Below are 14,464 nucleotides of genomic sequence, written 5' to 3'. Positions count from 1 at the left end.
CGGCAGGTGCACAACTACTCGAGCTCCTCACCGAGCAGTTCTTCCGCCACAAACCCTGCGTCCTCTCCAAACTCATCGGACTGGAACGCCGGAAAAGTGATCCCTGGTGCCTGGGCCAAATCAGAGAAAAACGTGTGGCCGATGCTTCCTGGCAGCCACAGATCACGGAGCGCCTCAGCAGGTGAGATGTGGCTTCGGTCAGGAGGGAGGGGCCCCGCTCCGGCGTAGAAGCCGCTTGACCTCGAGATCGAATTATTCAGGAGCATGCCTCGGGCGCGCTGCCCGAGGTCGTCGCTCTTATCGGTACAAAGTGCTAGAACATGCATCGCGAAGAAGGGGTGCCGCAATGCAAAACATCTCTGGGCCTTTTGCAGAAGATCGATCACCAGACTGGCTCCGGCGCCCCCCTCTTCATGCAGGAGCTGGTCCAGAACAGACTGTGTCGCGACATCGAAGGTCGCAAGGTGCCAGAAGAGCGGAGCGAGATAAAACTCATACCTGGGGAAGCGCCTGATCAAAGCGACAAACTGTGTAATCGCCTCGGCATAGTCGACATGCTCTCGGGCCTGTCCAAGGCTTGACCATGAATTCGAATAAGGTATCGCCTTGTAGTCGGTGAAGCCGTCTTCCTGACGCTCTTGCTCTTGCTTCAAAATCCTGGCTTCATAAAATCGTACGATGGCTAAGGGAGCGACGGCGCCGACATAGACCATCAGGCTTCCGATAGCGTGAGCGTCCAGATCTTCAATGTCGACCAGATTGTTTAGGACACGTTCGGCCATTGGGCCATCAACCAAGGCAGGCGGGATACCGTATGGGCCGATGTCGTTGCAGTACTCCTTCGCGAGCAACTTGTCATTCCCGATGTGGATGTTTGCGAACAGATTCAGGGCGATAGGCCTGTAGGCATGGAAGCGTACCAGCCATTTGATGGAACTCAGAACGTCACCCAGGATGTGTCCTTCCGTGCGTTCTCCGGCCAACATGGTGAGCGCAACATCCTCTGCGATAGGGGACTGCGTGTAGGGCCGGCCGGCAACGCAAAAACAGACGGTCCTGCTCAACAGCAGGTTCGACGACTCCAAGAAGAGGCGGCCGTAGTGGAAATATCGGGAGGGATCGATGCGCCGCCACTCTGACAATGGAATGTTGGCGCGAGGGACGAGGATTGAACGCTGATGATTGACGAGATGCTCCGAGACAGCTTCCAGAAAGGCTCGATCGCGGCACAGTTCGAAGAAGGCATTCCCGAATGACTGGTCGTTGATGCGGGCATCCCGCGCTTGCATCGAAAGATCCTCGATCACAGCAATCTGCTGGCCGACCTCAGGGCAGCTCTGTCTCAAATCGGCAAAGGCGCGCTGTTCCTGGTCTGTGCGCGACTGTGGGATAGAAACATGCCCCATTTCGCTGACACCATCCTCGTATTCGTTGGTGCAGATGATGTCGAAGAGATCGAAGTGTTCGAGTGCCGGCAGGGTGGTGCGCAGCGCTTCTGCGCGTTGCCGGACCGCAGGCGTCTGTCTCTCACGCTTCGCCGTATCCTTGAGCAGGCGATTGATACGCCACACGAGCGGCAGCGACAGGTTGCCCGCCGTGATCCGGGCATCGAGCAGATCCAGCATGCGGCCGCGTTCTTCGTCCTGCCACTGTTGCTCTTCGTGGGTGAGATCATTCCTCAGAGTCGGCACGAAAACTTTGAGTACCCCGCCGAGGGAGCCCACGGCCGCGACTGAAATGCGCGGGGAACCAGACTGCAAGGCGTTGTCGACAACCCGCAGCGCACGGTCTCGGAGAGGACGAATTGCGGGGAAGTTGACCGGCAAAGCGGTAAAGGTGAAGGACCCTGCCCGGTAACTTGTGTGTTCCACCTCACGATCCAGCAGTTCATCCATGAGGTTCAATAGGGTGAACTCGCCGTCGTATGCCGAGGATTCCATGGCCTTCTCTTCGGCGAATGTGAGTATACGGTCGTTGAATACCAGGTTCTTCAGCTTGTGATACCCAATCGCCTTTTTGAGTGCGTTTCGAGCGGGGTTATGGATCTTGTTCAATGCGTGCTGCGATAGAATCCACAGTCGATTGAAAGCATCCCTCGCTGTGGGTTCATGGTAGATAGTGACTCCGAGCAGCGGGACGAGTTCCTCGAGGACATCTTCCTGGGTCTTCGTCCTTCCGCCCCAACCACGCCTGGTTGCGGCCTCCTCACTCATCGCGATGCGTGCGAGCTCCTGCACCTGGGATGGCTGAAAGACGGCGATGTCTTTCACTTCGAGCAAAAACAACTCACGCTCTGGTGCGTCCTGCTCGCGAAACCGGGCATAGAGAGAAGTCCAGATATTGTCGAGTAACCTCGATTCTGGGTTCTCTTGGGTGATTCTCCAGTCCAGTTCGGCGAAGTTCTTGAGCAGGTTCGAGAGATGGGTGTCTCCGAACCGCCTAAACACCTCATCCGCGAACCCGTTGGGAGCTCCATGGTTCGTCACTGACGCGGTTTCGAGGAGGAAGTCTCCATAAAGGTCCGGAGCAATCCGAGCTCCGCCTTTGCCTCGCACGAGAATCCCACGATTTTCGAGATCGTCGAACCCTTGCCATAGCTGATCTGGGCGAAGGGAGAGGAACGCGGCGGCCCGGTCGGCGAACTCCTCATCCTGGTCGCGCACGGGCTGTACCGCAGCGATCAGCTGTAAGACCTCTTTCCTCTCTTTGCCCCCGACGGGAATCAGACCCTCGCACTCCTCGCCAAACTTCGTGAACACAGCTTTGCGAAAGGCAGCGTGGTTTCCAAGAAGAGAGGGCTGGATTTCGCCCCGTGCAATCAGACGACCTCCCACGACCGTAATGAGTGGCGTGTCCAGCGACACTCTGGTGAGGTCTTCGGCCCATTGCTGATGATCGGGGCCCAGAACCTCTTCCGCGATCTCGAGCGTGGCGTTTGATCCTGGCTCCGGCAGCTCGTCGAAGCGTGTCACCAGAAACTCATCGCTTTGATGAGACAGCGCTTCATCCACTCGCTCATTGCCGCTGGGGCGAGTCGCGATTACCAGTTTGACCGGATGCCCTCCGTTGAGACGTGTCACGTAGTCGACCAGTTGATCGAGATCCGTGTAGCGGTGCGCATCGTCGGCGATCAAAAGAGCAGGCCCTGCAGGAATCCCGTTCGGAGAGTCTGCGGTCCAGCTCCCATATGGGTTTACCCAAAGTTTCTGCCAACCGGAGACATCGCGGGACCAGTCGCGGAGCAGCTTCGTCTTGCCAACACCGCCTCTGCCGGGAAGAATGGCAATCCGCTTGGTGGAATCGTCGAGGAAACCATTCAACTGTTGTACCCGCAGCCTGCGGCCGCGCAGCGTCTGGTTGTAGTCAAACAGGCGCTCGGTCGGAGGGGGGCTATCTTCATCCAGCGGTCTGAACGTCGGCAATGGATGGCTACTGGTGCGGCTCTCAAGCGAATCAATACGACTAGAGTGGTCGACGAGGCTCGCAGCATGTTCGGCAAGCATCGTATCGATTGTCTCAATCCAGCGCCTCAGCTTCACGCCGAGGAGACGGTCTTCGAAGGTCACCGACGTCTGGGCCAGTTCCGTGACGAGGAGAGGGGCAGTGAGTTCTTTGGGGCCCTTTTCAGATAATAGTTTCAGAACGAAGTTGAACAGGTTGGTGTACTGAATCCTAGCGTCTTTCGAAGAGATGCCGGGATCGAGCGCCATTAGGAATACATTGATCTCTTCTTCGACCACCTTGTGGTCGCCTGATTCCGTAGCCCACTCAAAGTTGTCGACCAGGGCTCCGAATACTCCGATGTCCGATGAATTCAACACCACCTGCAAAGCCGTCGGCTCCGCGTCGGGGGCGCCAGCAATGTTTGGGAGCTGCCGCAAAAACGCTCGAAGTGTCTCAAGCGCAGCTATTCGTCCCGCTGGAGTGAGGTGGCCGCTCCTGACGGCCTCCCACACCTCGATACCGCGGCGTTGGTCGCTCCACGGCGTCTGCTCCCGGCCGACGGTGGCTGTTGTGAGGAACCGGAAGGTCAGTCTCGCCCCTGGATTCAGCCGGCGGTGTTCGCAGAAGTTGCCGATGCTCTCTAGGGCGTCGCCACTGCGAAGAGTGAGCGATCCGGCAACGTGCTTGAGTTGTTCCATTACCCGTTCCGGGTCGGGCTGCCTGCCGTCTGACTGAGAACGGACCGTGTCGATGTCCTCACCCGCCTCAAGCTCAAGAGTGGTATCAGTGGCCAGGTTGAGCCAACGAAGAACCGTCACATTCACTTGATACAGATACCCGGCGAACGTGGCGTTTGCGTCGCGGCCTGGGATCGGAACGAAGCTCATGTGTAGGCCTATTTTACTCCCCGCCCGACTACACCAAATCGGCGCAAGTGCTGCCTCGAACGGCAAAGGAACGGAATACATGCAACCAATTCAAAACGAACGGCACTTCATGAGAAGGCTATGAGCCGATGACACCGCGAAAACAGGCCTAAGTCATGAAAGCTGAACAGGAGTCCATTTCCACATGCGCGAACTGCTAAGCCGAATCGAGTATGATACCGATCTTCCCGATTGCGGGAAATCGAATGGAAATTGTCGAAACGATCGGCTCAATTTCTAACTTCAGAGACCTTGGCGCAAATTGCTCTGATGGATTTTCTCAAGCAAGTTGCAAACCAGAGAGCTGGGACGACGTCACCTCTCAGTCAAGTTCACAGAAATATTAGCTAGACTGCCAATATGCTTGGAATGAAGATCAAGAACGTGAGCAACCTGATTGTTCAATGCTGGAACTCTGCTGAGCTTACGATTCGCCAGGAGATGGAAAGCAAACATCCTGACAAGAACGAAGAATTCATCACCGAATTGTTTCAAGACGAGCTTCGATTGAAACTCGAGGGCGTGAGCGCCTCGGGAGCTGTAGAACGCGCGTTCCTGTTGGACTTGGAAGGCGCTTTTCCCAATGTGTTGTCTTCAGATCTCTCGCGTATTTCAAATGGCCTCGTCGCGTTGGTGAATTTTCATGCCAGATCCAGGGAGGGGAAAACCGGGGGAGACTTTGGCCTTGTCCTGGTTCGGCCCGATGTCACCCGTGCCAGATTTGGCGGATCGGACCTCATAATCGACAAGGATTACCGAAGGGGCCTGCTTTGCCAAGCGAAGATTCTTGGACGAGACGCGAAATGGGGAGATTTGACTGGAAGCCAGAAGCGAGTCTTGACTGACCGACTGGGCTATTTGGGAATCGTACTTTATCAATACCTCGATAACGATAGGAGAAGGTTATCCGAGTTTCATTGGCAACTCGCGGCTGACAACTCGATCGAAGACGTGACTCGCTGGCTAAAAACCGGGCAGTTTCCCGATTTGCGTGGATCGGCCCAGATTCTTGGATCACTGGCGCAGGATCGAATTGGTACCGATGACAAGAAACTCATTGCCGAATTCATTGCACCTCCGACTCGACCTTCCCTCGAAATCCGAGTGACGTGGCGAGATGGCGACGGGCCGGGGCCGACAGTCCACACCCACGTCAACACACATGTCCAGCAGCACGTTATCGTTCGGCATTAGGAATCGTTTTTCTAATTTTCGTGTGGTGAATGAATCGAGCTAGCCGCAGCCGAGGCTGTGCGAATCTGTGAAAGTGTTCTTCGCCTCCCGATTTGCATAGCCTAAAGAGTACGGCTTGCAGAAATTCTGCCAATAGAGTGCGTTCCGACTTAGTGATCGCTATTCGTTCTCGCGGGTTTTTAGGTACAACTGGGGAACAATCATCAGTTCTGCTCAACTACTTCCATTTCCGCTAAGCTACTCTCAAGCAATGACTTAGGACCACGTTAGATTACGCTCAATTTTCCTTTATTATCAATAACTTACACCGTGAATTGCAAATTCGTAATCAGTAGGTCAGCGGTTCAACTCCGCTCATCGGCTCCACAAACCCCCAGCAAAATGAATTACTTAGCAACTCCTCTCCCCAACAGCTTCACAGCGGGTTTCTTCGCTGTGCCTAATTTTGTGCCTACCCTCTTCCTCGCTGTCTCCGCCGTTGTGCCTAGTCGTGAGAAGACTTCGTCTATAGTGTCTGCCTCAGGATGGACGTATTTTTGAGTTATGGTGATGCTGGAGTGTCCGGCGATCTTCGCCAGAGCGAACACATCACCCCTCGCTGCTTTGCCTATTGTCTAAATTCTCTGCTGTGCAACTAGGACACTTCATATCGTGCGTAGTCCTCTTCTGCTCGTGCGAACGGTTTGTCCAATCATTATCTCCTAGATGAGATTCGCTTTTTCTTCGCCTTCCACAGCTTTTTCGCCTATGCTCGGAGTTGAAAGAAAACGTCCCGCAACAATTACCCGATAAGCGAGTTCATCTATGCCCATCCTCAAGATGTTCTTTCAGGAAACGATGATGCGAATCAACGTCTGTTTCCTTCAAGGGAATACACAGATTGGCACTCATTGGGAGTTTGCGGACGCGGAGAAGGTTATCGCCTTGATGGAATCGGCCAACTGCCGGTTTAGAGAAATCCAGTTGGTAAGACAGACTTTGAAGGAACGAAGATCAGGCTCCATCGATATTGAACTGAGTCAGGAGCAGTTCGACAGGCTCAGAAGTCGCAGACAACGGACGAAGCGGAAGGAACAGTCGTTCCGTGGTCTCCCGAATTGAAGTGTCAGCCCAGAGCATCCAAAGAACGTCTAGAAATTGTGAGGTAGAAGATATGCCAGTGAAGACCGAGGCGCTATTGTCCCTCTGGGACATCGAGAACATGCCAGCGTGCGACGAAGGAATGGAGCTTGCACGGAGGTTCCTAGAGGCCGCAGGGGAATGCGTGAAGACTCTTGGTCATGGCAGAACGAGTACCCCTAGTGCGTCAACTAACAGTCACCGACTGCGGTCCGGCTGCCTTAGCAATGGTGTTGGGCTTCTTTGGCAGACGCATGCCCCTGGCCGACTTGCGAAAAATTTTGCACGCCGGTCGAGATGGAGTGGACGCGGCCGCGATTGTTCAGGCAGCTCGCATTTACGGTTTGCGCGGGCGTGGTGTCCGGCTCGAAGTGGAGGATCTCGACCAACTACCAATGGGTGCAATTCTTTATTGGCGTTTTCGTCATTTTGTAGTTTTCGAGCGGTTACACAAGAAGCACGTTCATATTGTTGACCCGGCGGTAGGTTACCGGACCGTACCAATAAGCGAGTTTCGCCAGTGTTTCACTGGTGTGGCTTTGGTGCTTGAACCGTCCGAATCGTTTGAGCGGGGGGGAAACAAGAAGAAACGAATATCACGGTGGGTTTTCCAGATTCTTGAATGCCGGGGTCTCTTGACCCGGATTGTAACTTCTTCGATTCTGGCCCAGACTGCAGGGGTTATGGTCCCATTACTCACCGGTCTAGTGATCGATCGTGTTGTTCCACATTCCGATATGCCCCTGCTATTTGAATTATTTCTCGGCTATTGCCTGTTCCAAATCTTTAGCGTTCTGGCAACGTTTGTACGTGCACATCTCTTCATTTATTTAAAGACTCAGTTGGAAACAACCTTCACCCTCCGCTTTCTGGACCATCTAATCGACCTTCCCTATTCATTTTTTCAAGAGCATTCAACTGGCGATCTGATGGTTCGTCTAGGTAGCAATGACGTAATTCGTGACCTGCTGACATCTGCAGCATTATCGACTGTGTTGGACGGTGCGATGGCCAGTCTTTATTGCATGTTGCTATTTTTAGTAAGTGTCAAGCTAGCGCTATTTGCCTTAATCCTTGCGTCTACCCGCTTCGTACTTTTAACCGTAATGCGCTGGCGGCAGAAAATTTTGTTGAGTGAGAACCTTGAAAACCAAAGCAATGTGCAGACCTACCAGGTGGAGATGCTCGCTGGAATGGAAACACTTAAGGCGATGGGGCTGGAGAGTCGAGCCGCAGAACGCTGGACTAATCTGTTCATCGAAGGCTTGAATATTTCGATCCGACGTGGCCGTTTAGACGCGGCGTTCGAAGGGGTGGTGAGTTTATTAGGGAGCGCGACAACGCTAACATTCTTGTTTTATGCGACATACATGGTTTTGCAGAAGGAACTAACAGTCGGAACAATGGTAGCCGTAAGTGCTCTAGCGGCTGGGTTATTGAGCCCTCTCAATAACCTGATTGGCACATTGCTGCAACTACAAATAGTCGAAGTCTATCTTGACCGACTTAATGACGTATTGGAGACGCCACCAGAGCAGAATTTGCAGACGGTGTCGATCCCGGAGGAGATGGAGGGCGATGTTGCAGTTGAAAAGGTGAATTTCCGTTATACAGATCAAGGGCCCTTGGTCCTTCAAGATGTTTCTTTTAGTGTGCCGCGAGGTTCGCGAGTAGCGTTAGTAGGACCATCAGGATGCGGAAAGTCCACGCTGGTTCGCCTAATCGCGGGCTTATACAATCCCTCCGACGGTAAGATCTTATATGACGGTCGGAACCTTCACCTCTTGGAGAGACGTAGCGTTCGTAGTCGTATCGGGGTCGTGACACAAGATACACAACTATTTGGTGGTTCGATCCGTCTCAATATCGCGCTTTCCGATCCTGAGATGGAGTTGGGGCGCGTAATCCAGGCGGCGAATGATGCTTGTATCCACGACGATATAGCACAGATGCCGATGGGGTACGACACTGTTTTAACCGATCGCGGATTGTCTCTGTCGGGGGGACAACGTCAACGCCTTGCGTTGGCGAGAGCTCTGGCCAACAATCCGGTGTTGTTGATCTTGGACGAAGCAACTAGCCATCTTGATGCCGTTACAGAGGAACGAGTCAACCGGAGTTTGGCTTCCCTCAAGTGCACACGTATCGTCGTTGCACATCGACTTAGCACTATTCGGGATGCGGATCTGATCGTAGTGTTAGACGGCGGTCACCTTGTCGAAAGCGGACGTCACGAAGAGCTTCTAGAGTTGGGTGGCATTTATTCAGCATTAACTGCAGCACAACGGGATCGAATCACACAGAGTTCGTTCTCCGTGCATTAATACTCAAGCCGGAGTAGAAGAAGCCTATGCAGAGGATGAGTGGCTGGCGAAAATACGATATGGTGGCTGGACTTTTCAACAGAAAAGGCTATAAGGCAATCTTGGTGATCGGTTTGTCCGTACCGCTGTCGCCAAATCCTCATTCTGGAACTGAATCGAGCGACTACGCGCTGAAACACGACGCTCGTACTTTTGATTTGGAAAATAGAGGGTTCAATAGAACAATCGCGGACTTTCACGCTCGTGCAGCGAGAAATGTTGGGAAAAAAGAGGTTTTAGATCGGTTGGGCAGTAGCGTCCTCGACCCTATCGATAGAGTTGCCGGCGCGCTATCAGGATTCGAACCCAACGAACTAGTTGGACTGCTATCTGCCCAAAATATAAACAGTTCTGTGAATCTCTTGAATCGTGCAGACACCTCCCGCTTGGAGACCGAGGACACTGCACAAGTTTCTCAACCTCAGGCTCAGGGTCCAGGAGCCGATCAGGAATTTAACGATGGCTCAGGAATTCAACTGAAAGAGCTAACGGCCCTTCAAATTGAAAATCTGGCTACCTTGGCGAAGGTTTGGGGATTTCTCAAATACAACCACCCTGTGGTAACTGCTGGTATGCGTAATTGGGATTACGATCTCTTCCGCGTGATGCCGGCTGTGCTCCGCGCTCATAGTCGTGTTGAGTCGGATCAAATTCTCGTGAGATGGGTCGACAGCTTAGGCCCGGTTAGTGGTTGTCACCCATGTGCCTCACTCGATGATCGAGGGCTGAAGTTGAGACCAGATCTCTCCTGGATAAAAAACTTTGAAACTCTCGGCGTTCCTTTGAGCCATCGTCTTCAAAATGTCTATGCCAATCGAATCGCAGGACAGCAACGCTATGTCACATTGGCGCCAGGAATTGGGAATCCCATCTTCATCAACGAAGCTAGCTACCCTCCAGCAGAGCTACCGGATTCCGGAATTCAATTGCTTTCGCTGTTCCGCTTCTGGAACATAATCGAAAATTGGTATCCGGATCGCGATGTGATTGGCGAAAATTGGACTGGTGTTCTAGCGGAATTTATTCCTCGAGTTGCACTTGCTTCGAATCACAAGGACTATGTTCTTAGTATGATTTCTGTAGTTGCTCGACTACACGATACTCATGCTAACCTTTCGGTTATACCCAAGCTGACACCTCCGGCAGGGGCGTGTAGCATACCTGTAAATCTCAGATTTATAGAAGGAAAAGTGATCGTGACTAATTTCCTCCCCAAGATTCAGGGCCAGGACTCTGGCTTTGAACGGGGAGATGAAATCACAGCCATCGACAGCGTTCCGGTAAGCCAACTTTTTGCCGAATGGGAGCCATACTATGGTGCATCCAATGATCCGACCTTGCACAGAAGTCTATCTTTAGCTCTTACGAAAGGCGATTGTGGGCCGGTGCGAGTCGAGATTCGTCGGGGCAGCATCCCGCAATCCACTAACTCAATTCGAGTTCAACCTTCCGAGATTGGCTCGCTATCGCTATGGTCAGATCTAGCTGGCCCTACGTTTCGTCTACTTTCTCCCGATATCGCTTATCTCAAACTTTCATCCGTCAGGGAGGCTGACGTTGGATCCTACATAGAGGCAGCGAAGAAAACTCGTGGCATGATTATAGATATCCGCAATTATCCCGCGGAGTTCGTCGTTTTTGCTCTCGGAAATCGGCTGGTCACACAGCCGACGCCTTTCGCAATGTTTAGCAGCGCGGACCTCTCTAACCCCGGAGCATTTCACCTCACACCTCCGGTCATGCTCACTCCAGACGACCCTCATTACCGTGGCAAAGTGGTGATTTTGGTGGACGAATGGACGATGAGCCAAGCAGAATATACAACCATGGCTTTTCGGTCGACGCCAAACGCCATCGTAATCGGCAGCATGACTGCAGGGGCGGATGGAAACGTGTCAACAATTCCGCTTCCGGGGAACTTGAGTACTTTGATCAGCGGCCTCGGCGTGTTCTACCCGGATGGTTCACCCACGCAACGAGTTGGCATTCATATTGATGTTGATGCACACGCCACACTCGAAGGTGTTCGCTCGGGTCGCGATGAAGTGCTTGAGACTGCAATCCACCAGATTTCACCAGAACTGTCGTATTCCGAAATTGAACTTTTGGCTAAGCCTGATCGTTCAACTACTTCACGACCGGCGAAATGAGGGAATGCGCTCGAAGGCCGAATATGCAAGGAGCGAATCTAAGCGTTCAAACGTCAAAGTCGACCAGCCTGAATAAACCTCAATCGATTCATTAGATGTAAACACCTTAAAGTTTCTGACGAACCTGTGACCAAACTCTACAGCCTTCTCGCAATGCCGCTGCTATCTCGGAGCGCATTGCCGTTCAACGAGAGAATTTGCAGCCGTCCGACCGGGCCAAGCTGGTCACACAAGTTAATTTCCCTTTTATGACTTCATAGAGTACTGATGACCAAGCCGGTATAAGGTTTGGCGTGACTCCCTTTGCCAAATGTGTTTGGGTTACTACTTCTCACGACCACGCGCGCTCGGATGCTGATCGCTATAATTCTGGTCCATGAAGGATTTGGTCGAGCACATCAGGACGGTTCACTTCACTTTGCTCGTTGTTGCTCTAGTGCTGACCGCTGCACTTCAATTTGAGAAGAAAAGACCTCTAGAGCGCGCGGCTGACGACGCAGAAGCAATACTTCAACTAACGGAACGTTGGCAGGAGACTGTTAGTTCGATCTATCGGCAGCTTGATATTCAGGCCTCAGAAGATCATCTGCGGTTCCCAAAAATACCAGAAGATGGGTCCGTATTGCCCAAACCTGGTTTTTACGATCTCGCTGTCATGAATAGGGGCAAGATCGTTGATGGTTATCGTGCCCAATTAACGATTACAGAACACTGGATTTTCTTCAACGGAAAGCACCAATCTCCGGAGAGAGTATCTGGATCAGTTCCCCAATGGACAACACTTTCGGACTTCCTCGGATTTTGGGACGATGTGCACAATGGGAAGAGCGTTTTTCTCCCGCTGATCTTAGGTTCAGATCCTAAAGACTCGGGTTATTGCGGTAAACTATTGCCTCACACCCGTCCTAGTAGTGATTTCGTCCTCGGGAATGGGAAACTCTTCTATCTAATCAGCGGGCCGACTAAGCACTTAGAAATAGAAACGTGGGCTGTCCAGCCGATGATCGACGAAGCCGATGGATGTAATTTCACGACGGTCGATCTTTTTCAAGAGAATGTTTCCCTGGCGCATGTATTTCAAAAGCTCATTCCACACGCATTTCAGTGGGGCAACCGGGATTCCGCAGACGAGTTTGCAGAACTGATATCAGCCGCCAAGTACTACGAAGACACCCCCCTACCACACTTGGCCAGTGCACTCCGCGATCGTGCGAATACTGATACCGAGCGAATCGAGCTGTTCCAGGCCAAATTGCCTACATCTGCAATCCCAACGTTTGGATCAGTTGTATTACTGTGCTGCCAGTTTTACCTTTTGGCTCACCTCCTCGAACTGCGAGACATGGCACAACGGGACCAAGATGAAGCGTGGCCGACTGGCTACATCGGCCTATACAAAAATCAACTGGTATTTGCGTTCACAATCATAACCTTGACCATTCTGCCTCAAGTCCCGCTCTTACTCAGCATTCACATAGATAACGGCATCCACATTTGGGGTATTTTCGCCCTAGCCGTCTCTATCACACTCGGTATATTCACATCTCTCATATTGTTCGCAGTACGCAAGACCATCAGCAAATTCCGATAACGTTTCGTGACCAGATCGCGCCTTCGCTGAAACCGCCAACATCCACACACAGAAGTCGACCTTTCGCAAGGGAATCAGGGAATAAGCTCAGACCTTGTTAGCGTTCGTCACCCGAACGGAACTCGTCGCATCATATGATCTTGAGGGTCTTTCAGGAGATGCGATGCCAACTCGTCCCGCATGGTCTGGATCTATTCAGATTTCACTCGTTTCCATTTCGGTCAATATCTTTCCCGCCACCAACCCCGGACGGCAAGTGGAATTTCATCAAATTGATCGAAAGACGCACAAGCGCGTTCACCATCAGAACGTCGATGAAAGTGGCGAGGTCGAAAAGGCTGATATCGTCAAAGGTTTCGAGTACGCGAAAGACAAATACATCGAGATCGATCCGGACGAGTTAAAGGCTCTCCGAATTCCAACCGCGACAACAATGCAGATTAAGCAATTCGTCAAAGCGGATGAAATCTCCTATGCCCTCTTCGATAGACCATATTTCGTTGTACCTAAGGATGAAGTCCAGGCGAAGGCGCTCACCATTATGAGAAAAGCCCTGGCGCAGACCGAGACCCTGGGCATAGGAGAAATTGCTTTCAGTGGCCGCGAGCATCTGGTCGCAATCGGAGCCCCACTTGATCCTAAACAGAAGGGCCTGATGCTCTATATGCTTCGCTACGAGGATGAGTTACGTGATCCAAAATCTTCTCTTTCAGGAGTGAAAGAAGCCTCTGTCGATTCAGACGAGCTAGCCTTGGCAAAGCAACTGATCGCCAAAAGCACCTCGAAATTCGACTTGTCCGCCTATCAAAATGATTATGAGGCTGCGGTAAGGAAGCTGGTCGATGCAAAGCGAAAGGGCAAACCGCTTCCCGAACCAGAACCTACACCAACTAAGGCCAAGGTGGTTAATATAATGGACGCGCTTCGGAGCAGTCTGGCTAACGATAAACCCAAAAAGGCAGCTTCAAAGAGGACTGCACGCAAGAAGAGCAAAGCTGCCTAGTATGCTGGTGAGAACCATGTGTGGACGCTACGAAGCTGGACAGAAACAGAAGATCGCTGAGGCATTCCAAGTCTCCGTCACACTTGAAGACCACTACTCGGTGCCAACGTTGAGTGCGCTCCAGGTTCCATACAGCCGGTCATCCGCATTAAGGATGGTGAACGACAAATCGTTGAAATGCGGTGGGGTTTCAAGTTTTCAGATCGGCTCGCGTTTAACGCACGTTCAGACAAGCTGACGACATCGCCATTTTGGAGAGAGCGTTTGACTCAACGTTGCATCGTCCCGGCAAGTTCCATGTTGAAGTGGAAGAAGACAGCGGCAGGTCCGAAGCCGAAATACCGCCTCTCAGTGAAGGGTCGTCACGTCCTTGGCATGGCTGGATTGTGGGGACCGTGGATAAATCCGAAGACCGGACAGTGGGAAGATACGTTCGCGATCATCACGGACGACCCCAACACGAAGATGAGTGAGATTCACGACCGACAGGCGATCATCCTCGAACCACGCGAGTATGCCGAGTGGCTGAACGAGGGTGATAGACCGCCGCTTCATTTGCTGCGGATACTGCCTGATGAGAACCTTGAAATTGATCTGCTCAGCCCACTACCAACAGAACCAACGAAATCACCACCTCAGCGCGGATTGTTCGATGGAATGTGATGGACGACGGG

The 14,464-nt window shown here is 52.3% G+C and carries 8 protein-coding genes; 6 read left to right on the top strand and 2 right to left on the bottom strand.

What is annotated here, in order from left to right; genetic code table 11:
* Positions 1-14 precede the first annotated feature (14 nt).
* Entirely contained in the window at positions 15-4,331 is a 4,317-nt protein-coding gene (locus RBB76_RS06430) for a hypothetical protein (protein ID WP_429628231.1), read from the bottom strand.
* Positions 4,332-4,754: 423 nt separating this feature from the next.
* On the opposite strand from RBB76_RS06430, the gene RBB76_RS06425 reads away from it, so the two are divergent.
* A complete protein-coding gene (locus RBB76_RS06425) occupies positions 4,755-5,564 on the top strand; it encodes a hypothetical protein (protein ID WP_433963525.1) in 810 nt (269 codons plus the stop codon).
* 386 nt (positions 5,565-5,950) lie between these two features.
* Here RBB76_RS06425 and RBB76_RS06420 read toward each other — a convergent pair whose 3' ends face one another.
* A complete protein-coding gene (locus RBB76_RS06420) occupies positions 5,951-6,151 on the bottom strand; it encodes a hypothetical protein (protein ID WP_429628233.1) in 201 nt (66 codons plus the stop codon).
* A 693-nt stretch (positions 6,152-6,844) separates the two neighbouring features.
* Here RBB76_RS06420 and RBB76_RS06415 point away from each other — a divergent pair.
* The 5 genes from RBB76_RS06415 (at position 6,845) to RBB76_RS06395 (ending at position 14,453) form a co-directional block, all read left to right on the top strand.
* Positions 6,845-9,007, top strand: coding sequence for a peptidase domain-containing ABC transporter (locus tag RBB76_RS06415; protein ID WP_429628234.1), 2,163 nt, complete (start codon positions 6,845-6,847; stop codon positions 9,005-9,007).
* A gap of 26 nt (positions 9,008-9,033) precedes the next feature.
* On the top strand, positions 9,034-11,196 hold the full coding sequence (locus RBB76_RS06410) for a S41 family peptidase (RefSeq protein ID WP_429628235.1): 2,163 nt from the start codon (positions 9,034-9,036) through the stop codon (positions 11,194-11,196).
* 376 nt (positions 11,197-11,572) lie between these two features.
* A complete protein-coding gene (locus RBB76_RS06405) occupies positions 11,573-12,787 on the top strand; it encodes a hypothetical protein (protein ID WP_429628236.1) in 1,215 nt (404 codons plus the stop codon).
* Positions 12,788-12,950: 163 nt separating this feature from the next.
* Positions 12,951-13,790, top strand: coding sequence for a Ku protein (locus RBB76_RS06400; protein WP_429628237.1), 840 nt, complete (start codon positions 12,951-12,953; stop codon positions 13,788-13,790).
* A gap of 129 nt (positions 13,791-13,919) precedes the next feature.
* Positions 13,920-14,453, top strand: coding sequence for an SOS response-associated peptidase (locus RBB76_RS06395; protein WP_433963560.1), 534 nt, complete (start codon positions 13,920-13,922; stop codon positions 14,451-14,453).
* Positions 14,454-14,464 lie beyond the last annotated feature (11 nt).

This window comes from Tunturiibacter psychrotolerans, assembly GCF_051013365.1.
GTDB lineage: Bacteria > Acidobacteriota > Terriglobia > Terriglobales > Acidobacteriaceae > Edaphobacter > Edaphobacter psychrotolerans_A.
Note: the sequence above shows the minus strand (reverse complement) of the source record. Positions and strands in the feature narration are given on the sequence as shown.